The sequence below is a fragment of the Paenibacillus sp. FSL M8-0212 genome (assembly GCF_038004645.1).
Lineage (GTDB): Bacteria > Bacillota > Bacilli > Paenibacillales > Paenibacillaceae > Paenibacillus.
On record NZ_JBBORP010000001.1, the window covers coordinates 6156108 to 6180732 of the forward strand.

26 protein-coding genes are annotated in these 24625 nt (G+C 44.3%); 9 read left to right on the forward strand and 17 right to left on the reverse strand.

Features of this window, described 5'->3' with window-relative positions; translation table 11 throughout:
- The first annotated feature begins 82 nt into the window (after positions 1-82).
- The gene (locus MKX68_RS26870) at positions 83-1006 is read left to right on the forward strand and encodes an AraC family transcriptional regulator (RefSeq protein ID WP_340914752.1); all 924 of its coding nucleotides are present in this window, start codon (positions 83-85) and stop codon (positions 1004-1006) included.
- Between the two features lie 133 nt (positions 1007-1139).
- Here the strand turns inward: MKX68_RS26870 and MKX68_RS26875 are convergent, their stop codons facing one another.
- From MKX68_RS26875 to MKX68_RS26895, 5 genes are all read right to left on the reverse strand, one after another.
- Entirely contained in the window at positions 1140-2162 is a 1023-nt protein-coding gene (locus MKX68_RS26875) for an NADH:flavin oxidoreductase/NADH oxidase (RefSeq protein WP_340914753.1), read from the reverse strand.
- Positions 2163-2274: 112 nt separating this feature from the next.
- On the reverse strand, positions 2275-2619 hold the full coding sequence (locus MKX68_RS26880) for a rhodanese-like domain-containing protein (protein WP_017688554.1): 345 nt from the start codon (positions 2617-2619) through the stop codon (positions 2275-2277).
- Between the two features lie 51 nt (positions 2620-2670).
- Positions 2671-3315 (reverse strand): SDR family oxidoreductase, encoded by a 645-nt coding sequence (locus MKX68_RS26885; RefSeq protein ID WP_340914754.1) that lies wholly within the window; start codon positions 3313-3315, stop codon positions 2671-2673.
- Between the two features lie 137 nt (positions 3316-3452).
- Positions 3453-3878 (reverse strand): MarR family winged helix-turn-helix transcriptional regulator, encoded by a 426-nt coding sequence (locus MKX68_RS26890; protein ID WP_036608058.1) that lies wholly within the window; start codon positions 3876-3878, stop codon positions 3453-3455.
- A gap of 186 nt (positions 3879-4064) precedes the next feature.
- On the reverse strand, positions 4065-5093 hold the full coding sequence (locus MKX68_RS26895) for an ABC transporter substrate-binding protein (protein ID WP_340914755.1): 1029 nt from the start codon (positions 5091-5093) through the stop codon (positions 4065-4067).
- 210 nt (positions 5094-5303) lie between these two features.
- On the opposite strand from MKX68_RS26895, the gene MKX68_RS26900 reads away from it, so the two are divergent.
- Positions 5304-6116 carry an undecaprenyl-diphosphate phosphatase gene (locus MKX68_RS26900; protein WP_036608062.1) on the forward strand — a complete coding sequence of 271 codons (813 nt, stop codon included), beginning with the start codon at positions 5304-5306 and terminating at the stop codon, positions 6114-6116.
- An 87-nt stretch (positions 6117-6203) separates the two neighbouring features.
- On the opposite strand, the gene MKX68_RS26905 is transcribed toward MKX68_RS26900, so the two are convergent.
- Complete coding sequence (locus tag MKX68_RS26905; RefSeq protein ID WP_340914756.1) at positions 6204-7382, reverse strand: MFS transporter; 1179 nt, start codon at positions 7380-7382, stop codon at positions 6204-6206.
- Positions 7383-7526: 144 nt separating this feature from the next.
- On the reverse strand, positions 7527-8384 hold the full coding sequence (locus MKX68_RS26910) for an arginase family protein (protein ID WP_340914757.1): 858 nt from the start codon (positions 8382-8384) through the stop codon (positions 7527-7529).
- 105 nt (positions 8385-8489) lie between these two features.
- Here MKX68_RS26910 and MKX68_RS26915 point away from each other — a divergent pair, with 105 nt between their 5' ends.
- Positions 8490-8855, forward strand: a complete 366-nt coding sequence (locus MKX68_RS26915; protein ID WP_036608870.1) for a winged helix-turn-helix transcriptional regulator — start codon at positions 8490-8492, stop codon at positions 8853-8855.
- Between the two features lie 142 nt (positions 8856-8997).
- Here the strand turns inward: MKX68_RS26915 and MKX68_RS26920 are convergent, their stop codons facing one another.
- Positions 8998-9468, reverse strand: coding sequence for a GNAT family N-acetyltransferase (locus tag MKX68_RS26920; protein ID WP_074095010.1), 471 nt, complete (start codon positions 9466-9468; stop codon positions 8998-9000).
- Positions 9469-9685: 217 nt separating this feature from the next.
- On the opposite strand from MKX68_RS26920, the gene MKX68_RS26925 reads away from it, so the two are divergent.
- On the forward strand, positions 9686-10351 hold the full coding sequence (locus tag MKX68_RS26925; protein WP_340914758.1) for an MBL fold metallo-hydrolase: 666 nt from the start codon (positions 9686-9688) through the stop codon (positions 10349-10351).
- Positions 10352-10572: 221 nt separating this feature from the next.
- Here MKX68_RS26925 and MKX68_RS26930 read toward each other — a convergent pair whose 3' ends face one another.
- Together MKX68_RS26930 and MKX68_RS28750 are read right to left on the reverse strand one after the other, a co-directional pair.
- Entirely contained in the window at positions 10573-11196 is a 624-nt protein-coding gene (locus MKX68_RS26930) for a hypothetical protein (protein WP_340914759.1), read from the reverse strand.
- A gap of 16 nt (positions 11197-11212) precedes the next feature.
- Positions 11213-11614, reverse strand: coding sequence for a DUF3888 domain-containing protein (locus tag MKX68_RS28750; protein ID WP_445671094.1), 402 nt, complete (start codon positions 11612-11614; stop codon positions 11213-11215).
- 262 nt (positions 11615-11876) lie between these two features.
- On the opposite strand from MKX68_RS28750, the gene metE reads away from it, so the two are divergent.
- Complete coding sequence (metE, locus tag MKX68_RS26935) at positions 11877-14171, forward strand: 5-methyltetrahydropteroyltriglutamate--homocysteine S-methyltransferase (protein WP_340914760.1); 2295 nt, start codon at positions 11877-11879, stop codon at positions 14169-14171.
- A gap of 162 nt (positions 14172-14333) precedes the next feature.
- On the opposite strand, the gene MKX68_RS26940 is transcribed toward metE, so the two are convergent.
- The 7 genes from MKX68_RS26940 to MKX68_RS26970 form a co-directional block, all read right to left on the reverse strand.
- A complete protein-coding gene (locus tag MKX68_RS26940; protein WP_340914761.1) occupies positions 14334-14876 on the reverse strand; it encodes a TlpA family protein disulfide reductase in 543 nt (180 codons plus the stop codon).
- 11 nt (positions 14877-14887) lie between these two features.
- A complete protein-coding gene (locus MKX68_RS26945; protein ID WP_340914763.1) occupies positions 14888-15601 on the reverse strand; it encodes an ABC transporter ATP-binding protein in 714 nt (237 codons plus the stop codon).
- Positions 15594-16415: an ABC transporter permease gene (locus tag MKX68_RS26950; RefSeq protein ID WP_340914764.1), complete on the reverse strand. Its 822-nt coding sequence runs from the start codon at positions 16413-16415 to the stop codon at positions 15594-15596. Before MKX68_RS26950 ends, MKX68_RS26945 begins: the two co-directional genes overlap by 8 nt.
- 28 nt (positions 16416-16443) lie before the next feature.
- Positions 16444-17025 carry a nitrous oxide reductase accessory protein NosL gene (locus MKX68_RS26955; RefSeq protein ID WP_340914765.1) on the reverse strand — a complete coding sequence of 194 codons (582 nt, stop codon included), beginning with the start codon at positions 17023-17025 and terminating at the stop codon, positions 16444-16446.
- Positions 17022-18410: a right-handed parallel beta-helix repeat-containing protein gene (locus tag MKX68_RS26960; protein WP_340914766.1), complete on the reverse strand. Its 1389-nt coding sequence runs from the start codon at positions 18408-18410 to the stop codon at positions 17022-17024. The genes MKX68_RS26955 and MKX68_RS26960 overlap by 4 nt, the downstream gene beginning before the upstream one ends.
- Positions 18411-18727: 317 nt before the next feature.
- Positions 18728-19408, reverse strand: coding sequence for a bacillithiol biosynthesis deacetylase BshB2 (gene bshB2, locus MKX68_RS26965; protein WP_340914767.1), 681 nt, complete (start codon positions 19406-19408; stop codon positions 18728-18730).
- A gap of 23 nt (positions 19409-19431) precedes the next feature.
- Positions 19432-19776, reverse strand: a complete 345-nt coding sequence (locus MKX68_RS26970; protein ID WP_340914768.1) for a YojF family protein — start codon at positions 19774-19776, stop codon at positions 19432-19434.
- Between the two features lie 266 nt (positions 19777-20042).
- Here MKX68_RS26970 and MKX68_RS26975 point away from each other — a divergent pair, with 266 nt between their 5' ends.
- From MKX68_RS26975 to MKX68_RS26990, 4 genes are all read left to right on the forward strand, one after another.
- Positions 20043-20828, forward strand: a complete 786-nt coding sequence (locus MKX68_RS26975) for a DUF817 domain-containing protein (protein WP_340914769.1) — start codon at positions 20043-20045, stop codon at positions 20826-20828.
- A gap of 220 nt (positions 20829-21048) precedes the next feature.
- Positions 21049-21636: a TetR/AcrR family transcriptional regulator gene (locus tag MKX68_RS26980; RefSeq protein ID WP_340914770.1), complete on the forward strand. Its 588-nt coding sequence runs from the start codon at positions 21049-21051 to the stop codon at positions 21634-21636.
- 1 nt (position 21637) lies between these two features.
- Complete coding sequence (locus MKX68_RS26985) at positions 21638-22336, forward strand: ABC transporter ATP-binding protein (RefSeq protein WP_340914771.1); 699 nt, start codon at positions 21638-21640, stop codon at positions 22334-22336.
- A gap of 30 nt (positions 22337-22366) precedes the next feature.
- Positions 22367-24616, forward strand: coding sequence for an ABC transporter permease (locus MKX68_RS26990; RefSeq protein ID WP_340914772.1), 2250 nt, complete (start codon positions 22367-22369; stop codon positions 24614-24616).
- Positions 24617-24625: the final 9 nt, after the last annotated feature.

Below are 24625 nucleotides of genomic sequence, written 5' to 3' on the forward strand. Positions count from 1 at the left end.
TTCCTATCCGTTTTCTACCGCCTTCGGTCAATATACGATAGAATGTGATTATTATGTTGTGAGGAAAAAAGGAGAACTTTGCATGTCTGATCAAATACACGAACAACAAAACGAATTAGCCACACTCATTGACCGTTTTTCTGACAAGGACGGGGTGCATCCTACGGCAATCCCTTCATTATTTCTAATCCGTGAATCGGTCGTTACTGAACCTATATTTAGAGTGAATGAACCATCCTTCTGCATTATCGTTCAGGGTGAGAAAGAGGTCCTGCTGGGACAGGATCGTTTCCGGTATGGTCCAGGAAGTTATATCGTGGCAACCGTTGACTTGCCGGTTAGTGGACAAGTGATTCAAGCCTCGTCTGAGGCTCCCTATCTGGCCCTGAAACTTGAATTCACATCCAGTGAGATTCTGGAGTTATTGAACCATTCCGATTTCCCAGCAAGACCGCGGAAAACAACGAGACGTGCCATGTTTGTCAGCCAAGCTGAGCCGTCTCTGCTGGATGCAGTCGTCAGGTTAGCCCGTTTGTTGGAAGATCATTCGGAAGATATCCCACTACTCGCTCCTTTGTTCAAAAAAGAAATTCTCTATAAAGTTCTGAAAGGCCCACATGGGACTGCTCTGGAACAAGCTACCATGGAGGGCAGCCATACCTATCGAATCAGAGACGTTATTGAATATATTATGAATCACTCTGAGCAAAATTTTCGGGTTGAGGAATTGGCGGATTTGGCCAATATGAGTACTGCCTCGCTGCACAGACACTTTAAAGAAGTGACTGCCATGAGTCCGATTCAGTTTCAAAAACAACTTAGGCTGCAAGAAGCGCGCCGCTTGTTATTATCCAAGTCCACCGATGCAGCAGATGTAGCATTTCAGGTAGGTTACGAGAGCCCTTCCCAATTCAGCCGTGAATATTCTCGCATGTTCGGATTTCCGCCCAGAGAAGATATTAAACGCTTGAGAAGCGGAAGCGATGAGCCAACTACCATCTCTTGACTGGTTACTGGCTAATATCGTTCCTTTACCTTGTATAGTTTAACCTCAAAAAGGACTCCTTCTGTTTTATTAGAGGAGTCCTTTCTTATTTCTGTATTAATGAAGATCATTTAATCGTTAAATTATTAATACATTAAAAACCATTCGTATATTGTTTTGGAACGTCCGTTGTCTTGCGCAAAGCAGACGCAGCTTCCAAGGCCCAGTAAGGATTTCTTAACAGCCCTCTTCCGACTGCAACGAGATCAGCTTCTTCATTTCCGATGACTGCATTCGCCAATTTCGGGTCGTCCAGCCTTCCAACAGCAATCACAGGCACATCAAGAGCTTCTTTGATTGCTTTAGCGAGAGGTACTTGATAAGCTGCGTGAGTTCCTGGTCTGCCCGATGCACCAATAGGTCCCTCGCCACCAGATGAGATGTCAAATACGTCAACGCCTGCCTCTTGATATGCCTTGGCAAACTCGGAACTTTCGTTAATGCCATAGCCACCTTCGACGTATTCTTTGGCTGAAATACGCATCATCAAGGGCATATCCTCGGGCATCTCTGCCTTTGCAGCCTGAATGATCTCCCGGCCGAATAACGTTAAATCTTGACCATATTCGTCTTCTCGCTTGTTTGTTAGTGGAGAATGGAACTGATGAATTAGATATCCATGTGCGCCATGAAGCTCAATCGCATCAAAACCAGCTTTCACAGCACGAGCTACAGCACTCCGGAATTTTTCAACCATTCCTTTAACTTCATCCGTTGTGAGCGCTCTAGGTTGCTTGGAATTCTCATCAAAGGCAATCGCGGATGGGGCAACTGGAACTTCGGCATCTTCTGCTTTGCGGCCTGCATGAGCAATCTGAATACCAACCTTGGCACCATAACTGTGACACGCATCGACGATCCGCTTCAGAGCTGGGATCTGTTCATCTGACCATAACCCAAGATCATAATCTGAGATTCGGCCATCCGGCTCTACATCTGTCATTTCAATGATAATGAGGCCTGTTCCTCCCACAGCACGACTAACGTAGTGCATATAATGCCAATCTGTTGCAATACCATCTTTTCGCTCAACTGAATATTGGCACATTGGAGCCATTACAACACGGTTTTTAAGCTCTAGGCTTTTAAAAGAATATGGACTAAACAAATCTGTCATCAAAATAAAACTCCCCTTTTCATGAATCATGAATAATGAAAATGCATGCGCAAGCATTGAATTAATGCCTACAATTAATAACTCCGTATGATTTGGAACTCACATATATCTTTTACTTCATCACATAAAGACATTCAAATCCATGCTTTCGCAAAATACGAACAGCCTTTTTGGATTGAAGCATACCAGGTGACATTATAATTACGTTATCTTCTCGAAGAAGGTATTTTTCCCATGTGAAAGCAAGGCGTCCCAATGAGATGTTAATCGTATCCGGAGTAGGATTAGCCATATAATCCGTCGCATCTCGAATATCAATCACTTTATACTGCCGAAAATCACGCTCTTGTCTGAGAAATACTTGATAATCTATATATTCAAGATTGCGTACTGGCCAAAATTGACGTACAACGATGAAGATACCTAATATGAAGGTCAAAAGCATCAACATAATCATTGTATAGCCCTCTCTTAACTCATCAGATATCGTTGAAAATTTTGTTTCGGATCAGAGCCCACTCAATGCCTCAGATATTGTATCCTCACCAGCGATTAGATCAAATGAACGCTTGTAGGTATTCTTCTCACTCAAACTGGCCAAAATCACATGAGCTACATCTTCACGAGCAATGTTACCGGTTGTTATATTCTCAGCAGCAGTAACTTTACCTGTTCCCGGTTCATTCATTAGAATCCCTGGACGTATAATGGTATATGTTAATCCACTGATCTCTAACAATTTATCAGCATAGTGTTTCGCTGCATAATATGGAAGGATGTTATCATGCCAGTTCTCACGATTATTGGCTTGGATCGCACTCACCATGATAAATCGATCAATACCCGCTTTTTGAGCCGCTTCAATGGTTTTCCCGGCACCATCCAGATCAATCAGGAGTGTTTTATCATATCCCGTTGTACCGCCAGAACCAGCTGCAAATACAATGGCATCACAACCCGTTACAGCAGCTACAAGTGAGTCAACCGTACCTTCCAAGTCGGCAAGCACCGTTTCCACACCCTGTGCTGCAAATGTATCTACCTGTTCTTGTTTTCGTACCATGGCAAGAACGGTGTGTTCTTCACTATTCTTCAAAAGATGAATAAGCTGTTGACCAATCTGCCCATTTGATCCTACAACGAAGACCTTCATGTTCAATACCTCCTTTATACAAAATCACCGCACCCATATTAAATTCATGCGCATGCATTTAATTTAACGGATATATTAATGAGTGTCAAGTCTTCTTATAGGGTAAATGACTACATTACCCTATATTTCCCCTAGCCTTAGAACAATTCTTTAGTGAGGTTCTCTAATCGAGTCTCAAATCCATCCTGTTCCAATTCAGTTTGCAAGACCTGATTAAACGTTTGAAGTGCTCTCTTGTATTTATTCTCTCCAAGCTCAGTAATACGAGTGTAAATGCCACGTCGGTCATCTTCACATGCATGTCTTTCCAGAGCCCCACAGTCTTTGGCTTCCATCCTAACGACGAGCCTGGAAGTAGCACTTTGGCTCAAGCCTACTAGTTCTTGAAGTTGCTGTAGGCGTAATTCCTTACCCTCCGCATTATATATGAAGTTTAACACATAAAATTCCTTCAAAGATAAGTCATATTGTTGAAGCAGAGCTTGTTCCAGCTTCTCGTTCAGATGGGTATGAATGTTAGAGAAAGCCAACCAAACATTCAAACGTTCACTCTTTTGCTGCAATCTAGATCACCCCACTTGATATTTAATGTTCATCAGCTGTTATCCTATTGTATCAAGCTTAATTACATTGGTCAAAACCCATCCAAGTTCGACGTATATAACATTCTAAGCTCATAAGAAGAGCATTTCCCCGTCTTGTAACGACGTTTGGAAATGCTCCAGTATTACCATTTATACAGTCTAATCTTACTTCGCGGTAAGCAGGCTATCGGAAATAAATTGCAGCTGACCTTCCAACGTTAACGGATCGTTGTACGAGTCTGAGGTCGGATCAAGCTGGAACACATGATTTGCCTTCACCGCAGGCAAGTTCTTCCACAATGTATTGTCATATACGATCTTGGGATCGGTTGTATCTCCCGACCACGGGCTGGTGAAGATGATATCCCCCGCATACTCCGGTAATAGTTCCATGGAGATTGAAGCCCATCCAGTTCCGCTGTCAATCGCTTCAGCTTGGGCCTTGGCTGGTGCCTTGAGATCAAACTCCCCGTAAATAATTTCACCACCTCGACCATAGTTATGACCGAATACAAATAATCCTTTGGCGTATGGATTCAGTATGGAAACGGTACGATCGCCTACAGCTTCCTGAACCTTGGGCTTCAGTTCGTTGATCTTCGCTTCCCATTTAGCATTCCAAGCTTTCGCTGCGTCTTCTCTATTGGTGAGCTTACCCATTTCAAGCATTAGATCCTTGAAATTGCGCTTACCATATGCAATCTGTACAACAGGCGCAATCTGCTCCAGCTTGTCGATGCCCTCTGTTCCAGTGTACACGATAAATAAGTCAGGTTTTAAACTGATTAGTTTCTCTGGTGTAGGCTCTTGACCCAGATCACTGGTGCCCGCTGCTGCAAGTTGATCCTTGATATATTTGTTGTTCATCGCTCCTGATAAAGCGCCGACTACCGGTGCATCCAAGGCAACAAAGTAGCCTGTCGAAAATGATGTCAAATCAATAATACGCTTAGGATTCTTCGGTACCTGTACTTCGCCTGCATCCGATTGATATGTAACAAGTTCCTCTTCGGCAGTTGCCGCTTTATCAGCGGAAGAAGCTGAATCCGAGTTCGTCTTGGTTTCTGTCTCCGCAGCCGCATTCGTGCTGTCCCCGGTTGTACTATTGGTCGTAGCAGACTGACCACATGCACTAAGTACAATCAGCAAGAAAAGTGCCATCATGATCCATATTGATTTTATCTGTTTACGCAAAATAAACCCACCTTTTCGTTGATATTGATAATCGTTATCAACGATATCATGCTATGCAGGATTTGACAAGCTATGTTTACTTCACCCCCTCTATGAACTCTAACTTGCAAGTCACCAAGTTAAACAGCTATCATCAATAGAGTAAACCATTCACTTTTTTTAAAAAAGAGAGTTTTGAAAAGCCAATGAAACGTAATCAAGGAGGACAACATGGAAGAGATTATATTGTGGTTAAAGTATTTGTTTTTAGGTATTGTTCAAGGTGCGACGGAGCCAATCCCCGTCTCCTCAAGCGGTCATCTGATCATCGCCCAGAAACTTATGGGCATCAAGCAGAATGGATTGTCATTTGAGATTTTAACAAACACAGCATCACTTATCGCTATTATTTTTATTTTCCGGGAAGATATCAAAAAGTTGATTATTGGTGCATTAGGTTACCTGCGTACTCGTAAAGAAGAATATCGAGCAGACTTCATGTTTTGCTTATACATAATTATTGGTACGATCCCTGCTGCTGTCGTTGCAGTCCTGTTCAAGGACCGGATTGAAGAAATCTTCTCATCCGTATATACCGTTTCCATCGCGCTATTAATCACCGGGGTTGCCTTGTGGCTTATTCGTAATCTTCGTGGTCGCAAGCAAGACGGTGATCTGTCTACGAAAGATGCATTGTTGGTAGGTCTGGCTCAGGCGGTCGCTCTTATTCCGGGGATTAGCCGCTCAGGGGCAACTGTAATTGCGTCCATCGCTGTTGGCATGAAACAGGAAACAGCTTTGAAGTTCTCCTTTATGCTGTACATTCCCATCAGTATTGGCGGACTCATCATGGGGGTATCCGACATTGCCAATGATCCGAATCGATCACAACTGGCTATCCCTTATCTGATCGCATTCATCACGACACTCTTTGTCACGTATTTCTCCATGAGATGGTTTATGGGCATTATGGCCAAAGGCAATCTGAAATACTTTTCGTATTACTGTTTTGCTGCAGGAACATTGTTACTGATCTTCTTATAAAAAATAGTCCACACACCAAAAGGAACAACCAGCGATGGTTGTTCCTTTGTTGTATAGTGGCAGAACCTTAATGACCTATAGCAAGAGCTAGACGGTCAGGCGCGTAGCCTTGTTGCTTCTGTTAACCAGCTCTGTAGCCGCGAACATAACACTGAACAGAATCAGCAGGATCAGGGGTACCATTGACATTCCCCATTGGCTGGCTATAAGTCCCATACCTAACGGGATGAGTGTTGAACCTGTATAGGCACTGGCCATTTCAAGTCCAATTACACTTGGGGATGCCTTCTCACCGAAGCGTTCCGGTGTCGCATGAACAATACTCGGATAGATCGGTGCTCCGCCCAATCCCACGATAAATAAAGCCCCTGCGGCAATCCAGTAAGGAATCGGCATAATCAAGATAACCAATCCGAAGCATCCAACGATTCCACCATATCTGATGAGAATTTTGCTGGATACATGAGTGGAAAGAAAACCTGAGATCACACGTCCCAAGATGATGCCAATAAAAAATAGGGAGGATAGTGCTGCGGCAGTACCTGGGGAAACTCCTTTGCTTCCGATGAAGAATGAAGCCATCCACAGACCGGCTGCAGTTTCGGAACCGTTGTAACAGAGCATCGCAAGCATCGACATTTTCACGCCGGGGATACGTAAGGCCTCACGGTTGCTTACGCGTTTCTTCTCATCACCTGAACCCTCTACTCTTCCCTTCTCAAAAATCTTCCATAGAGACAAAGTTGATAATAAGACCACCACGATCCCAAGTAAAATCAACGCCACAGTAACGTATCCTGCACGCCAGTTGTTTGCTTGATTCAGCCAATATGCCATAACGAGTGGGCCTGTCACTGCGCCAATTCCCCAGAAACAATGCAACCAGTTCATATGCTTGGCCTTGAAATGCAATGCTACATAATTACTTAGTGCCGCATCCACCGAACCTGCACCTAAGCCGAGAGGGATCGCCAGAATCAGTAAAAACACAAAATTCTCAGAGAATGAGAATCCCAACAGCGCGATCGTTGTTGAGAGGATACTGAATACTGTGACTTTACCCGTTCCGAACCGGTGCAACAATCGACTGGCGAACAGACTGGACACTACTGTACTAAATGAAATGATTAGCGATATGTAACCAGCCATTTCTGTTGTCGCATGTATATCGTTTTTCATAACGGACCAGGCACTACCAAGTAAAGCATCCGGTAATCCCAGCCCTATAAATGCGAGATAAATAATGATTAACAATAACGTGACCATCTGGGTGTCTCTCCTCAGTTTGTTTAATTTCTGATTCTCGTCGAACCACCCATATAATAATATTGATATTTCTATCTGTAATCTTCCTATATTTTGACTCTTTATATCAGTATTCTGATATATTCTGGCGACTTATAACCTATATCACTGGTTCAGGATAGGTATTTCTCCAAGCAAATTCTTCAAGTTAATGGCATCCCACGGCATATGCTCAGTTATCCCTAATCCAACTACATCTGTTTCTTCAGACAGTTCTTTGATCAGACGAAGCAAGTGAGGTATTTGCATGGTTCCCGCTGGTGAAAAAACATAAGGTTCCCCTGGTTTAGCGAATAACAATGAACGGAACATGTTAGGATCAAGCACATCCAGATCAAGGTGAATTGCCAGATGTTTGATACCAATCTCTTTAATCCACTTCTTAATCGAATCCATGCCATGGGTTAATTCTTCAGTTCCAGCCGTTCGGATACCCAATCTTTGAATCACTTCGGTTTCCTGTTCCGTGGGGGTTGTCAACCCGGCCATGAAGACATGTTCGGGCTTCAAAGGGACACTCACATGTTTGGCAAACTCCGGATCGCCTTCCCCAAGAAGGTTCCCAAGCGGTAAAGTATGACCGTTGTCATAGCCCTCGTATCTAACCAGATCACCATGTGCATCAATCCATATCAAACCAAGTTCTCCGCCATATCGTTCATTTAAATAAGCAAACGGGGCTTGTTCAACCAAACAGTCACCGCCAAACATGACAATGCGATCGGGCTGGTGAGCTTGAATAATATGCTGGGCAGCCTGCAATTGCTGAAGTAGCAGTGCTCTGCCTTTTATCCCGTTCTCGCTTACCAGAGATGTTCCATCATAAGCCTCAACAGGAACATGAATGAGAGGTTGATCATTGTCAGGTGCAAGCCATGCAAGCAACTCCGCTCCAAATGAGTAGTTTGGATTATCTCCACCTTGCCATTGTGGCATAAGCAGACGTATTGTTTTTTGAGTCATCGTAAATCCCCTTTACTTCAAAGTAAGATTAGTATAAACTGAGCCAAAACAAATAAATAGTACGGTCTTTTATGATAGGTACTACCCGGAAGGATAGTGTAAATGATGAGTATGGCTGAATACCACGGTAAAGTTAAAAACATTCAAGATACCCCTTTTGGATATACGTTGTCTGTCATTGGTGGCAAATGGAAAATGGTGATTTTGTATCTTCTGGCAGAAAACCCACCTGTCCGTTTCAATGAACTAAAAAGACAGATCGGCGCTATCACGTATAAAACGCTGAGTTCACAACTCAAAGAATTAGAAGCAGATGGTATGGTCGAACGGAAAGAGTATCCCCAAGTCCCTCCTAAAGTCGAGTACCGTCTGACAGCCAAAGCTGAAACGTTATTGCCCGTTTTGGAAGGACTATGCGAATGGGGTGTCCAACATCAAGAACCTTCGATCAATAATAGCGCAACGGATTGAACGCTTTTGTCTATATTTTCAGCTGAAATAATTGGAGTAAATGCAGTATGTTAAAATGCAAAAAGTCGCCAATCGGCGACTTTTTTACTTTTATCTTGTGTTCCTCTGTACGTTCAGCAAATAAAAGCTGTGATTCGTAGAATTATACTTTTTCGTGTACCAGATCTTTCTGATAGGCCAACACTCTGTCCCAATTGCCACTGAAAACAGGAATTCGATAATACCCTACACGCTCATACAGCGCTGCAGCTTCTGGTTGCAAGGGACCTGTTTGCAGTTTCAGATTGGTATAACCAAGTTCGTTCGCAAGACGCTCTGCCTCGGCCAATATAGCTTGGGCAATTCCCTTACGGCGGTAACCACTGCGTGTATACATGCGTTTAACCTCTACAGATGTATCATCAAGGGGTCTAAGTGCTCCGCAACCGACTGGATACCCGTCGATCCTGGCAACGATAAAAGCCGCACGTGGCACCTCAACGTCTGACAGTTGAAATCCCGCCGTTCCATCACCGCCATATAACAAACCGAGTTCTTCACTCAGTTCCTTGATCAATAGTAGCGAATCCTCGCTCCGAATATCTTCAGCTGCTGCATGCACGATATGTGTCATCCCACATACCCCCTTTATCTTATTGGACTTATTGGTTTAAATGATATATCTAAATTATCATTCCCAACAGCAAGCGTCAATTCCCCCATTCATTGAATATTTTTATAAGTACACCCTATAAATACCCGAACGTATCTTATTGCCGTCTTTATTCGTTTACATAAGAAATATAATGAGCAACGATGTATATGAAATTCAACTCTCGGAGGCTGATATTATGGAAATTTCAAAGGGAATAACGATGCTTCAGCTTGATTTTGAGGGGAATATAATTCACCCTGTGCTGATATGGGATGAAGAAATGGTTGTGTTAATTGATACTGGATTCCCTGGACAATATGACGATTTGTGTATCGCACTCGAAAAGATTGGTGTGCCGATCAGCCAACTTAAAGCAGTGATTTTGACGCATCAGGATGTGGACCATATCGGGTGTCTACCCGAAATTTTGAAAGAGTGTGGCTCACAAGTCAAGATATATGCGCATGAGCTGGATAAACCATATATTGAGGGACATCTCCCTCTTCTCAAAGACGGTCACCTTGAGCATCCTCCAATGGGCAAAGTAAATGAAACGGTGACTGATGGTCAGGAACTGCCGTTTTGCGGCGGAATTCGCGTTATTCATACACCTGGTCATACGCCAGGTCATATCAGTCTATATTTGATGGACAGCAAGACGCTCATCGCCGGAGATTCAATGTACAGTGTAGACGGCATGCTTGGAGGCATTCATGAACCTACTACGCTGGATACAGAGACTGCTCGAATCTCTTTGAAAAAGTATATCGAACTCGACATTACATCTGTGGTTTGTTATCACGGTGGACTAAGTCATAGGAATATAAATGAACAGATCTCAGAGCTATATAAAATGAACTAACGAATATTTACACTGGACACTCCGATGACAGAACAACCTTCCGATCGCTGTTATCCCCAGATTTTTTTAATTTTTTTTATAAAGGGTAAATCCGGGGATAACGTATGCTTCCGATGTAGCTTTCTTGCAGAAAGCTTGTAGGCGAACGCTCCCCTTCTTCAGGTTCTTTCCGTCATCTCCGTTTTGTGTAAATGTTTCGTTCAATTTATGTAGTTAAGGGTTTATTGTTTGGCATACTGCAAAATGGCTGTAGCCGCACAAATTCGCAGTTCTTCTTCTTCACTGTGTAACGCTTCTCTCAGCACCTGGAGAGCTGTCTGAATCGTGGCTTCATCTACTCCTGTTGAGAGAGGGTTGGTTGCTTCGGCTGTTATACTGACTGCAAGACCTCGATCCAGCTGTGCTTGTGATATGGGATACTCAAACTTCGCAAGGATGGCTGAATCATTTTGCAGTGCCTGCACTTTGTCATTCAGCTCAGCGAGAGGAATACGCCCCAACCATGTAACTCCGCGACGGTGACATATCAATCCCTCTTCTGTACCAGCGGAATCGTCGTAATAATAATCCCCGATATCCCCAACATACGTCCATTCATCATCGCTAATTAATACATAATCTCCATCCTGCATGAGGTTACCAAACATATGTAATGTCGCGAGTGTGCTCGCCAATTCTGCTTCATCCAAGGGATAGTGTTGAACCAGCTGTTCCTTCCATAGCTCCGGGGGCGTTTGCTCCAGATCCCCTGTACTTGACCAAGCAATACCAATATAATTGTCTTCCAAAAAGGATGTTACTCTGTTGATTCCATGCACGGTGGACTGGATGTGATACAGATTCATGCGTACCGCCTTCCTTTCAATCATTCGTATGAACATAGCTCACCATTGTAACATTAGTGGGGTCTATTTCAAACGTAATGATCTCTTTCCCATATGGCGGGTTATGTGGACCGTAGAACGTTCTGACTTCCAGAACCGTTCGAAAATTATAACCACCTTTTGTGCGCCTTTTAAGTTCCAATACGTGAATGTCATATAGCCCATAGCTAGGGACCGGTTTATGATTTTCCTGATAATAGTTGGTAATCTCACGGTAAATGTATGGGTTGAGCATCGTAAGTGCTATTGCCTTATAGTCATGCTCCTGTATGCTCTCAGGATCTGCATATGTAACATCTGTGTATAGGGAAACACTATTTATCATTAATGTTGCTGCAAGTATAAAGTGAAAAAGACGTTTCTGAATTCCCATACTCATCAACCTTTTTTAATTTCTATTATTCCGAGTGAATGCAAAAGCATACAAAATATGATTATGATCTATTATTTATCCTTAGCTGAGTTGAAAGGTTATTCTGTCATCGGAGTGGCAAGTGTAAATACTCGTTAGTTCAACTTATATAGCACACACCTTTGGATATAGCCTCAGGCTATAACTAGGTATAATTTAATGGAATTACATTATAACTCCGGATCTGTGATAAATTTTGTGTAACATAAAAGCAGAGGGGTTTTAAACGATGACAAAAAGTAGTGTATTGGGATATCCGCGTATTGGTGCTGATCGGGAATGGAAGAAAGCGTTGGAAGCGTTCTGGGCAGGTAAGCTGGAGGAAACAGAATTTCACGCACGTTTGCAGGAGATCCGCATCGATCATTTGCGCAAGCAACAAGCAAAAGGCATCGACATCATTCCGGTGAATGACTTTAGCTATTATGATCATATCTTGGATACGGCCGTGATGTTTGGCATTATTCCTAAACGTTTTGCTTATGATGGTGGTTCCGTTCCGTTGTCCGTATATTATGGCATTGCACGGGGAACGAAAGATGCCGCAGCAAGTGAAATGACAAAATGGTTCAACACGAACTATCACTACATTGTACCTGAACTGGACGGGGCTTCCCCAACTCTGACGGAGAACAAACCACTTCTCGCTTATCGTGAAGCAAAAGAAAAACTCGGCATTGAAGGCAAGCCGGTTATCGTTGGACCGTTAACCTTCCTGAAGCTCTCCAAAGGCTATGATAAATCCGAGACAGACGCTTGGTTGGACCGCTTGCTTCCACTTTACACTCAATTGCTTCAAGAACTTGCGAGCGAAGGCGTTCAGTGGGTGCAGGTCGACGAACCTATTCTGGTAACCAAATTAAGCGATGAAGACGTACAGCGTCTGAATAAAATATATGAAACATTTGCAGCAGCCGTTCCAGGCCTGAATATCATGCTGCAAACATACTTTGAATCTGTCGAAAACTACAACGACATTGTTGCACTGCCAGTTCAAGGTGTAGGACTTGATTTTGTACACGGACTCTCTGGTAACACACAATCTATTCGGACATCCGGTTTCCCGGCAGACAAAGTGCTCGGAGCAGGTATTATTGATGGACGTGGGATCTGGAAAGCTTCCCTTCAGACAAAACTGAATTTGCTGAATGAACTAACTGAGTTCGTGACGCCTGAACGTATCATCGTGCAATCATCTTGCAGCCTGCTGCATGTGCCAGTTACGACAGACCGTGAGGCAAAACTTACATCTGAACTGAAAAATGCTCTTGCATTTGCAGATGAAAAGCTGGATGAGATTGTTCTTTTGACTACAGCCTTATCTTCACCAAGTGCAGAGATTACTGCCAAAATAGACGAAGCAGAGCTTCCTCTTCTGGCGCTTCAGCAATCCGAAGATCGGAACCGTACCGCTGTACAGAAAGCCGTTGCTTCCATCAGTGTTCAACAGCCGGAGCGCTCCCGTCCTTTTGCAGAGCGTCATGAAGCTCAACAGGCCAAATGGCAATTGCCACTCTTCCCGACAACAACGATTGGTAGTTTCCCTCAATCTGCTGAAGTCAGAAAAGCACGTCAGTTGTGGCGCAAGGGTGAGTTGAACAACGAACAGTATGCTGCCTTCATCCGGGAGCAAATTGATATCTGGATTAAGATTCAGGAAGAGATCGGAATTGACGTATTGGTACATGGCGAGTTTGAGCGTACCGACATGGTTGAATTCTTTGGCGAGAAACTGGCAGGCTTTGCCTTTACACAGTTCGGCTGGGTTCAATCGTATGGTTCACGTTGTGTGAAGCCACCTATTATCTTCGGTGATGTTGCATTTACGGGTGAAATGACAGTGGAAGAAACGAAATATGCCCAATCGCAGACAGAACGTCCAGTCAAAGGCATGCTGACTGGCCCGATTACCATCATGAACTGGTCATTCGTACGCGAAGACATTGCTCGTGAGCAGATTGCCTATCAATTGGCGTATGCGTTGAGACAGGAAGTCGAGGCACTTGAACAGGCAGGCATTGGTATGATCCAGGTTGACGAGCCGGCTGTTCGTGAAGGGCTTCCGCTGAAAGAAAATGAACAAGCCGATTACCTGGCTTGGGCGGTCAAAGCGTTCCGTATCTCCACGTGCACGGTGCATGAAACGACTCAAATCCATACGCATATGTGCTATTGCGAATTCCATGACATGATTGATTCCATTGAAGCTATGGATGCGGATGTTATCTCCATTGAGACATCCCGTAGTCACGGTGAACTGATTCATAGTTTTGAAGAAAATACGTATGAGCTCGGTATCGGTCTTGGCGTATATGATATCCACAGTCCACGGGTTCCAAGTGTGGATGAAATGAGCAGCATGATTGAACGCGCCTTGCGTGTTCTTGATCCGAAGCTGTTCTGGATTAACCCAGACTGCGGATTAAAAACCCGTGGACAAGAAGAAACGGTAGCTTCTCTGCGTAACATGGTTGACGCAACCAGAATTGCTCGTACCAATCACGCTTCAGCTGCTGTATTGTAATCGGCTGCGAAGCAGCATAGCTTCAAGAGTAAAGCCGGACGCCCCTTCGTTAAATGGGTGTCCGGCTTTTTATATGGTTACTTTTTAAATACATTCAATCTACTCCAATTTGGGCGATCTCTAGCGTTCCTGCCCTTTTTCTCACCATCCAACGCCTTACGACTAGATACTATCTTTCAGCCATTGCTGCAACGGTGTATCTTCGGTCAGTTCACCGAGCAGTATGTGACGGAACTCCCCATCCCTATCAATGACCATTGTTGCGGGCAAACCCGTTATACGATACATTCCTGATATGTTGCCTGTCACGTCAATGATCACCGGGAAATCAAATGCCTGCTTATCCATAAACTCACGAATCGTGCCCTTCGATTCCCCCACGTTAACAAACAGGGTTTCCACGTCATTCTGATAGTCCTGAGCAATCTGGTGAACGAGCGGCATCTCCCTTACACAAGGTGTGCACCATGAAGCCCAAAAGTTAATCATCACGGCTTTGCCCCGATAATCGGACAGTCTGACTTGTTCGCCTTCTGAATTAACCGCTGTAAACTCAGGAGCCATGGCACCAGCTTCAATGGCGTTACCTCGCCGAGATTCGGGTGTCGACACATTTTCAAAAATGGCCCATGTACCTGCTAACAATGCGATCACACCAATCAAAATTGTAAGTGTACGTCTACTTTTAAAACTCTTTTTCTGCATTAAACTCACCTTCACTTTAAACCAAGACTTTGATGAAATGCTGCATGGAGCGAACCGAATTGATCACAAAAGTCATGAGTGGAGCCCTCTCCAACATTACGTCCATGGTTCATGAATATTACCTGATCCGCAATATCGTCTGCGATCTCCAGCTGATGAGTCGAGAACACGACCATGTGACCATCCTGTTTTATTCCCTTGAGCAGCTGAGTTAATTCCTGCATCCAAAATGGGTCCAATCCATTTGTTGGCTCATCCATGATGAGCAGTGGTGGTTTGGACAGTACAGCCTGGGCAAATAACACACGTTGGCGCATGCCTTTGGAGAAGGTCGTAACCCGGTTTTTCTTTTGATCCTCCAAGCCAACCATGGTCAGTACTTCCTGTACTCTCTCCTTCGGAACTTTCCTCAGAGAAGCCCAGAACAGAAGCATTTCCTCCGCACTCAGTCCCTGATTAAATTGATAATCATCCGGCATATATCCAATCTGCTCTGAATAACGCTTGCGCTCCTTCAACCATCGCACATTGTTCACCGCAACCTCACCGGAGGTAGGCCGAAGAATTCCAGCGATCATACGCAGCACCGTGCTCTTTCCTGCGCCATTCCCTCCACAGAGGGCAAGCACTTGGCCTGAAGTAATCCGAAAGGAGATATCCTCAACAATCGGTTGCTTTTTAATGGATTTGCACAATCCTATCACTTCGAGTCCCACTTTATCCATGAGAACGCCCCCTCTCCCAGATCGCATATACCGCGAGGACAGAGAAGGTGATCCAGAACAGGCATATCCCGATGAAGATCCAACTGCCACTTGGTTGCTGCACCCACTCCACCCATCGATAATATTCTGGTCCCAGAATGGAGCCGCCTCCCAGTTTGATCACGACATACAAACGTACCAGCTCGGCCGGATTGATAAGTGTTAGTATAATCAGTAGCGGTTTGACCCACAGATAAGGCATTAATCCCAGCACAGAGAGCAATAACGTCGGCCATCCAATGACAGCGAAGAACCATACGGTCACGGATATGGTTAACGCCTGCCACCGATTGCGCGACAACGAACCGATAAATAGAGCCAGCGTCAGGAATAACAACACCAGTCCACAAGAAAATGCCAGAAAGAGAAGATATGTCACGGCATCCAGTGGATTTCCGATTACTCCGCTAATGACCCCCATTAGGCCGTATCCAAACGCAACAATGGTGATCAAAACAATCGACAGCCCAAGATACTTGCCCACAATAAAAGACATCGTGCCGATGGGATACGTGGATAGCAGCTGCCAGCTACCGTCTTCTTTTTCGGATGTTAATGAAAAGGAACCGAGGAATAGCGTCATTAATGGCAAAAGGTAGAGAATGAGATTCAACATCGAACCTGTTGTGCCCGAATATCCTTCAACCAGATTCTGTGAATTTAGAAGTAACAAACTTAAGCTAAATGTGCAAAAAAGAATCAGAAACGAATATGCCCAAGGATTGCGAAATCCCATTTTCACTTCTCGTCTTGCAATCTGTATCATATCTGACATCATTAATCACCATTTTCTATTGTCATTCCTAGTGGCCTGACTCTTCTTTCATCTCACCTTCCTGATGCATCTCATTACCGTCTCCTTCTTCACCATGTCCGTGCTCACCATGCCCATGTTCACCCATCATGTCCATATTCTCTGTGTTCTGTTTCCAGTCATGGGAGGCAAGATCCTCAGCGGTCATAATGGTTCCGACACCTTGCTCTGCAATGAAAGCTTCAGCCGAAGGCTTGTCCTTAAAGTTAAGAATTCCATAAGCCATAGGCGTACGCAATGAAGCGTCGTACACATACGTGGCTTTACTGAATTCAATCCATTCCTTGTCATTATAATCACGTACATAGTCCATACCGATGTTATCTGTGCCATTTTCTGTTTTCCACTGGTTCATGCAGCCGATGTCATCGAACTTGTAATTTTGGCCGTCTTTCGTAGTGAGCTGTGTTGCATATGCATCGTCCTTCACCTGCATTTTACAGATCGCACAGATATCCACGTCTTCATTGATCGGCAATGCCGCGTATTTTGTTCCACAAGCGGTTAACAATACCATGCCAAACATAAGTACCATAACCATGGACCATCTTCTGTTCAAGCTTTTGTTCATTTTCGTAATACCCCCATATAGATGATTATAAAAGTTGCCTTACCCAACAGAACTAACCCGAGCATCCACACCACATTGGAACCTGCTACCCTTTCCACTGACATGTTCAGATCAGATCCCGTATCCATGCTCATTCGTGGCGAATCGTCGGTAGTCCATTGTTCTCTGCCCTCTGTAAATAAGTCACTCAGAAAGACCATACCCGGTGATTGAAAAAAGAGCTGATATGCTGAATTTCGACTGACCAGTTGCTCATAAAAAGGATTGATGGCATAGGATATTTCACTGATTCCATCCTGATTCAGATCGAGCCCCTGAAAGGAGTCCCAGTAATTCTCCATGAGGACATTATTGGGACTATCCAGCGCCGAAGCTTCAATGACATTAGACACCAATTGATTACGTGTAAACTCATTAGCTTCTGACAGAACAAGCTGGATGCCAACAAAATTCCGAAGCACCGCATTGCCACGGATTTCATTGCCCGATGACTCTGCAATATTCATGCCGACACGATTACCCTCCACCACATTGTTATGAATTGAGGATTGATGCACGTCATACAACAGAATGCCTTGGGAATGAACATTAGTACTCTGTTTGCGAAAAGAATTGCCCGAGATTACCGTATTCTTGACGCCCATAATCATGGCACCTGTCATGTTCTCTTCTCCGGTATTATCCATGACAGAAGAGCCGTCAATGTACATACAGTGGATGCCATACCTTGTATGTAACAGCCTGTTATTTTGCACGATAGACTTGCGACTGTTCTCCAGATAGATTCCATCCCTCATGCCGGTGATCTCATTGGCTTCAATGTAGCTATCATGGGAGTTGTACAGATCAATGCCATTGCCCTTCTGGCCACTGGAAGCAGAATCAGACCCGGCCCACGTAATGTTGTTCCGCTGAATCGTTGCCTGACTCGAATTCCGGATGATCATCCCATACCCTTGGGTCTGAATGTGCAGATCCGTGATTTCACTGTTTTTCCCTTCAACCTGAATCGCTGCGGTCTGTTCATTCGCATTATGCTCAATCGTAAACCCGCTTAACTTCACCCCATCCGACTGAATAGTTATTGTAGAAGTGGTTTCCTCATTCACGACTATGACCGTAACATCACCCTGAATGGTGATGTTCTTGTCAATCGTCACGGGTCCAGAATAACGACCTGATGTAAGTTCAATGACTTCTCCAGGTGCAGATCGGTCAATCATAGGCTGAAGGGGAATGAGATCACGATGTCCGGAAGAGCCCATGACTGCACCGTGCGGAAGGGATAGTAGGAGCATCATCATTCCGATTAGAAAAAGTAAACCCGTAACCCGACTCTTCTTACAAATATCGAATGCACCCAATCCTGCCTGAGGATTACTCATGATTCAAACCGCGCAATTCCGGCTTCTGGTTACAGTTGCTTATTACTGTGGCAATGTATTCAACGGGTCTTACGTTAATCCAAAATATACGTTGGTTGTACACACCATCCCTCCATTCCACTTAAAATCAACTCTCCATGTTCCTCATCCATTGAAGCAACATAATAAATGAAGCGTTATCACTATCCTGATCACAGTGTACTTAAAATGATATTTATTCCATATAGCTCAATTAGGCTATAGACGCTACATTTTTGTGTCGATATTGTGATGTAAAACAAAAAAAGCCGCCATATAGGCGACTTCTAAGTAACATATTATTCAAATGGATAGGTCCAAAATGTTTCTCTGCCAAAACGTTTCTTGATTTCTTCATTATTCAGCTCACGATTTCCTACAAGCTCTGCTGCCTGGAATTGTGAACGATGGGCACGAATGGACGCCATTTTCCGATCCAAAAATTCGGATACGTCAACAAATACGTCCGGTTTGCCAATATACTGTTCCTGATTATTTGCGAACGCAACACAGTGAACAATCGGACGTTCATCCACAGGAAGTTTAGCGATTGTACGTATAACAGCGGCTCCTGTTGCATCATGATCGGGATGAACACTGTACCCCGGATAGAACGTAATGACCAGCGTGGGGTTTAATTCTTTAAGTAGCGACATGATGGTGTCTTCCAGTAACTGTGGGTCTTCGAACTCCAGCATTTTATCGTGGAAACCCAGCATTCTCAGGTCCTGAATACCAATCGCTTCAGAAGCTTCGATGAGTTCCTGTTTACGGATGGCAGGCAACGTCACTCGGTTAGCAAATGGAGGAATCCCCATGTTGCGCCCCATCTCGCCAAGGGTTAGACAAGCATAGGTTACATGGGCACCGCCATCTATGTATTTGGCTAACGTTCCCGATACAGAGAAAGCTTCATCATCTGGATGTGGATACACCACCAAGATGCGCTCATGCTCTTGCTCGTTGTGTGTAGTATTCATGGTTATTCAATCCTCCGCTTTCATCAGAACATCTCTCGGCTTAATTGTAACGCCACAACTAGTTTACCTTGGCTGTCGTGACCGGCGAGAATCAGTCTTTCTTGTTCCTGCTCATCAATATGTGTAAGACCTTCGGCGTAAAGCCATCCCTGCGTCGTTTTCAGACCAACACGGTATGGACCTGTACCTGAAATGGATCCCTGCGTATATCGTATGGCCGCATTAGTAATGAATGCCGATGCTGGATGTTTATTACTGTCCATGTGTTGTGCGTAAGCACCTGACGTAAGCTCTAGATGTACGTATAAGTCCTGATCAGCAAGATCATTGATCCGGAGCTGAATATCTTGAGGTTTAATTGGTTGCATAGCGGCCTCCTTGTCTAATGTAATTGTACGAATTTCATTTTAACATAACCTGAAGAGAATATACATGGAGTGACCCTGTCGCCTCTTATAGAGCATTCTCATGATGATTCAGGTTTGAAAACAAGAACAGATTTGCCCGTTTTTTTCTCTTTTTATTCATGGACCATATCTATATTATGAAGTGTAGGCAAAAACGCCCGTGATGAAGAACCTTTAATCTTAAATGAATCTTGCTCCAACATGTTTGGAAAGGAGTTTAACTCAACTTGAAATCTCTAATACAACTACTTCATTTTGGCTATCATCAGGCCATGAGCTGTATATTTCCCGTAGCGATCTTTGGAACACTGGCCCTGTCCAGCGTAATTCCTATTCCTTTCCTTCATCGGTATGATGCCATTCTGCTCGTATTACTTGCTGTGCAGTACCTGATGTATCGAAGCGGCTTGGAAACCCGGGATGAAATCAAGGTCATCTGTGTATTTCACATTATAGGCCTGGTGCTGGAGATTTATAAAGTATGGATGGGATCTTGGTCTTACCCTGAGCCAGCATACACCAAAATCCTGGGTGTCCCTCTGTATAGTGGATTCATGTATGCAAGTGTAGCCAGTTTTATGTGTCAAGTATGGCGAAGATTGCGAATGGACATGACCGGATGGCCTGGCTTTGCACCTTCCATTCTGCTCGGAGCAGCCATCTATATCAACTTTTTCACTCATCATTTTATTCCCGATTTTCGCTGGTGGCTGACGGCGCTTGTATTTATTGTCTTCTGGAAAACCTGGATTATCTACCGGGTACGAGCAACGACCTATCGAATGCCGTTATCGCTGGCTTTTATCATTGTTGGTTTCTTCATCTGGACTGCCGAGAATATCGCTACATTCTTCAATGCTTGGAAATATCCAGATCAGCATGATGCATGGCAACTGGTTAGCTTTAGTAAGATCAGTTCGTGGTTCCTGCTGGTCATCATCAGTGTCATCATCGTTGCGCAGCTCAAATATGTGAAGGCCAATCGAACCGCAGATGATCCAAAATCCAGTTAACTATTTATTCTCTAACCGTAAAACAGCAGCAACTTAGACTCGTACATGAAAGTCTTCGAATGCCGCTGTTTTTTTACTGTGCCAATGCAACTGGAGATATACTTATGTCCCCCACCTGATCGGTAACACTTTCATTTGACAAAAGCGACATTGGTGTCATAAAATGATCAAAAAGCGACATTAGTGTCACTTTTCGGTTTTACAACATTGGGAGGAAGCTATGACTCAGAAATCGTTGTCCAAAAAAATGATGATCCTTGCAGGTGCACATCAGGTATTTGTTCGAAAAGGATTCCATGCTGTCACGATGACAGATATTGTGGAGCAATGCGGAATTAGCCGCGGCGGTCTTTACCGATATTTCAACTCTACAGAGGAGATATTCAGAGCCTTACTGATGGAGAACAACAAACAGACGCAAGAAGCTTTTTCAGCTCAGATGAAAGCACATATGCCATTTCAGCAGATCATGGATGCATTCTGGACAAGTCAACGGATCGATCTAACTGAGATCAATGACAGTATTATGACTGCGGCGTATGAGTATTATTTGTCACACCGCAATGCAGAGGATCGTGAGTTGCTTCACCGCCAACAGGAACATAGCATCACGGAGCTCAGTCGACTGATCGACTATGGGGTCCAACGTGGTGAAATACAGGTTGAGGCAAGCCGCACGGCTGCTGCTCATATTGTTATTTTCCTGGAGGGACTACGAGTGCTTGCCCTGTCTACCGATCTAACTGAAGATTTTATTCGCGAACAGCTTGATTTCATCCAAATTCATCTTTATGAAAGAAGTGTGTAAGATGAACATCGCCATCTCCGTTCAGAACGTAACGAAACATTTTAAGAAAAATGAAATGATACTAGGCAATATCAGTCTGGATCTCGCTGAAGGTGAGTTTACAGCCATCATTGGCCCAAGTGGCTCCGGAAAATCCACACTGCTCAACCTGATGTCAGGACTGCTCAGACCCTCGAATGGTCACGTCTTCATCAATAACCAGGACATTGCTGAACTGAACGAGGATGCACTTGCCAACTTTCGCAGACTGCATCTGGGGTACATTTTCCAACAGTACCATCTGCTCTCTCATCTTACGGTTCGTGAAAATATATACATTGGGCTCTCTGGAACAAGTGAACGCCACACGGTTGAGGAGCTAGCTGCCCTTCTGGGGATTGAGGACATACTGAATCAGTTTCCCGGTCAACTGTCTGGTGGGCAACAGCAGCGGGTAGCCATTGCACGTGCATTAATTAAGAGGCCTCGTATCTTGTTCTGCGACGAAGCCACGGGTGCGTTGGATGAGATGAACAGCAAAAATGTGATCGCGCTTCTTCATCTTGCCCGGCAGCAATACGGAGTGACCATTGTGTTCATCACCCATAATCCTGAAATTGCCAAAACTGCTCAGCGCGTAATTACAATCAAGAACGGCTCCATCTATCAGGATCGATTGAACGAGCACCCAATTACTGCTGCACAGATGCATTGGGCATAGATATACTCACAATGGGAAGGCGGAAGACTAATGCGCTATCTTAACAAGCATGTGTACCGTTTATTGAAGCAAAACCGTGGATACACCATCCTCTTGTTTCTCATGGTTGTGCTGACTTCGTTTATGTATTTTTTTGTGGAATTCTCGGTGGATCGTAATCAGGTTCATATTCAAGAATACGTTGAGACACAACATCTGGAGGATTTCCGCTTCCAATTGCAAGAAGATGCAGATCGTTTACATACGTTAGAGGAGATACATACAGAAGCTATTATTGAGGAAAAAAGATTCAAAAAAGTTACACAAGACAGTACAAATTATTATCTGCTCGCTCCACCCCAGATGCTAAATGTACCTTACCTATTGGAAGGTCGACTGCCGGCAGCTTCTACGGAAGTTGCCCTAATGCCGCAGTATATGGATAAGCATGCCCTGACTGTAGGAGACTCGATTACCATGGGAAATCAGAATCTCACCATCGTTGGCTCCATGTTTTTGCCAGACTACCAATCATTTATTCCTTTCAATGACCTGAAGCAAGATTACAATCAAGCGACATTCGGTGTCGTTACCCCTGATGTGTACCATAAGATAAACGGACAGGAAGAGCGCTATTATGCAGCACAGTTCAAACCAGATGTGGACTCCGGCTCAGCTGAAGTGCGCTTAAGTAGTGACCCCGCCTTCTCATATTTGGCTTTCGATTCTGGACTTGAGAGCAGCACGGAACCACTGACCGCAATCGATTCCAATCAAAGTCTGGCCCAGAGCTTCCTCTTCTTGTTTACACTTATTACTTTGTTTATCTTCTACATGTTCTACACCCGTTTCATCCGTCTTCACCGTCAAGATTTCGGTTGCTTCAAGGCAATGGGATATACGGCAAGACAGATCAGCCACGCACCACTCGTTTATTCACTGATCATATCGACAGCAGGAGGACTCGTCGGGATGGTTTTGGGTTTCTTCGGTTCCTCTGTCCTAATCCATACGTATGCTCAAATGTACTCCTTCCCCTTCTGGGAACGAGGCCTTGAACTCCGTTCTATCTTGTTTGGGCTTTTGATTCCTATTATCGGAACGGTGCTGGTTACCTGGATGTCTATCGTTCCTTTTTTGCGCCAAGAGACCTTTGATGTCATGCATAACGCGATTAAGCCTCTTCCGAATGGAAGATTAACGACAGCTCTTCAATCCGTAATTAGCCTTTTGCCGGAACGCTTAAGGCTTCCTCTGCGCGTCGTGCTTCGCAAATGGAACGCCATTTTCTTAAGTGCAGCAGCAATTTTTCTGATGACCTTGTTATTTATCATGAGTTCTTCGTTGTATCAATCAAGTGGTGCCGCCCTGGAATCGCAGACGACAGGCATGCACTACATGTACGATATCCGTTATCCGGATCTGAGGGAAGATGAAGTAACCTCGCATAGCTCCAGCATGTACTACCTCAGGCAGCCCGTCCAGCTTATGGGAGTTGAGGGGCAAAAATTCTTAGTAGAGTTGGTCGGCATGGACGACCAGGGAACACAGGTGCAACTCATGGATCATGACAACACCCCCATTCTGCCTGCTGAGCTAGATGGTATTGTGGTGAGCGAGGCGACCAGTTCGTTGTATGACATCCAATCCGGAGATACCGTTCAACTGATCATTAATCATCAACCGCATAACATCTCTGTTCGGGAGATTAGCCGAAATGGTGAAGCAGATACAATCTATACATCCAAAACACAATTAGCGAGGTGGATGAACGTTAGCCCCTTCATGCATAACGGGGAATACAGTAACGATAGTGCTCAGGACTCAAATGCACGAGTGGTTACTGCCGAGAACAAGTTAGCTGCTCTGCGTAGCGATGCAGTATCGAGCCAATCCAGTGCTGTCATTAATCAAGTGGCAGGGATTCTTGTTGGTTTCCTGCTGATATATCTAGTCATTTTGCTTAACGTTCAGGATAGCCATAAGGATATGCATATCCTTCGATTGCTTGGATATAGCCATCGAGACATTAACCGTACGCTCATTGATGTATACAAACCGCTATTTGTCCTGCTGTATCTGATTGCTGTACCTTTTGCGATTCTGGCAGCACGTGCAATCTTGCGCATAATCTCATTACAAACCGGGGATTATATCCCGTTCCAGATCCACTGGTGGATTCTAATCCTGATCCTCATACTGATTTTGCTTCAATATCAATTGGTCGTCTCCTTATTTAAGCGAAAAGTGTTCAAGCAGACACGAGGCATGGGGCTTGAAAGTATTCCAAGTCATGAATAAGTTGATAAG

Bases quoted from the DNA above. Each gene is read 5' to 3' on its own strand.
- MKX68_RS26915 (WP_036608870.1), top strand. From the start codon at position 8,490: ATGAGTATGGCTGAATACCACGGTAAAGTTAAAAACATTCAAGATACC.
- MKX68_RS26905 (WP_340914756.1), bottom strand. From the start codon at position 7,382: ATGGTCACGTTATTGTTAATCATTATTTATCTCGCATTTATAGGGCTG.
- MKX68_RS26960 (WP_340914766.1), bottom strand. From the start codon at position 18,410: ATGAGTAATCCTCAGGCAGGATTGGGTGCATTCGATATTTGTAAGAAG.
- MKX68_RS26955 (WP_340914765.1), bottom strand. From the start codon at position 17,025: ATGAACAAAAGCTTGAACAGAAGATGGTCCATGGTTATGGTACTTATG.
- MKX68_RS26920 (WP_074095010.1), bottom strand. From the start codon at position 9,468: ATGACACATATCGTGCATGCAGCAGCTGAAGATATTCGGAGCGAGGAT.
- MKX68_RS26950 (WP_340914764.1), bottom strand. From the start codon at position 16,415: ATGTCAGATATGATACAGATTGCAAGACGAGAAGTGAAAATGGGATTT.
- MKX68_RS26990 (WP_340914772.1), top strand. From the start codon at position 22,367: ATGCGCTATCTTAACAAGCATGTGTACCGTTTATTGAAGCAAAACCGT.
- metE (WP_340914760.1), top strand. From the start codon at position 11,877: ATGACAAAAAGTAGTGTATTGGGATATCCGCGTATTGGTGCTGATCGG.
- MKX68_RS26930 (WP_340914759.1), bottom strand. From the start codon at position 11,196: ATGAATCTGTATCACATCCAGTCCACCGTGCATGGAATCAACAGAGTA.
- MKX68_RS26980 (WP_340914770.1), top strand. From the start codon at position 21,049: ATGACTCAGAAATCGTTGTCCAAAAAAATGATGATCCTTGCAGGTGCA.
- MKX68_RS26985 (WP_340914771.1), top strand. From the start codon at position 21,638: ATGAACATCGCCATCTCCGTTCAGAACGTAACGAAACATTTTAAGAAA.
- MKX68_RS26880 (WP_017688554.1), bottom strand. From the start codon at position 2,619: ATGATTATGTTGATGCTTTTGACCTTCATATTAGGTATCTTCATCGTT.
- MKX68_RS26900 (WP_036608062.1), top strand. From the start codon at position 5,304: ATGGAAGAGATTATATTGTGGTTAAAGTATTTGTTTTTAGGTATTGTT.
- MKX68_RS26940 (WP_340914761.1), bottom strand. From the start codon at position 14,876: ATGCAGAAAAAGAGTTTTAAAAGTAGACGTACACTTACAATTTTGATT.
- MKX68_RS26970 (WP_340914768.1), bottom strand. From the start codon at position 19,776: ATGCAACCAATTAAACCTCAAGATATTCAGCTCCGGATCAATGATCTT.
- MKX68_RS28750 (WP_445671094.1), bottom strand. From the start codon at position 11,614: ATGAGTATGGGAATTCAGAAACGTCTTTTTCACTTTATACTTGCAGCA.
- MKX68_RS26875 (WP_340914753.1), bottom strand. From the start codon at position 2,162: ATGACAGATTTGTTTAGTCCATATTCTTTTAAAAGCCTAGAGCTTAAA.
- MKX68_RS26925 (WP_340914758.1), top strand. From the start codon at position 9,686: ATGGAAATTTCAAAGGGAATAACGATGCTTCAGCTTGATTTTGAGGGG.
- MKX68_RS26910 (WP_340914757.1), bottom strand. From the start codon at position 8,384: ATGACTCAAAAAACAATACGTCTGCTTATGCCACAATGGCAAGGTGGA.
- MKX68_RS26945 (WP_340914763.1), bottom strand. From the start codon at position 15,601: ATGGATAAAGTGGGACTCGAAGTGATAGGATTGTGCAAATCCATTAAA.
- MKX68_RS26870 (WP_340914752.1), top strand. From the start codon at position 83: ATGTCTGATCAAATACACGAACAACAAAACGAATTAGCCACACTCATT.
- MKX68_RS26885 (WP_340914754.1), bottom strand. From the start codon at position 3,315: ATGAAGGTCTTCGTTGTAGGATCAAATGGGCAGATTGGTCAACAGCTT.
- bshB2 (WP_340914767.1), bottom strand. From the start codon at position 19,408: ATGAATACTACACACAACGAGCAAGAGCATGAGCGCATCTTGGTGGTG.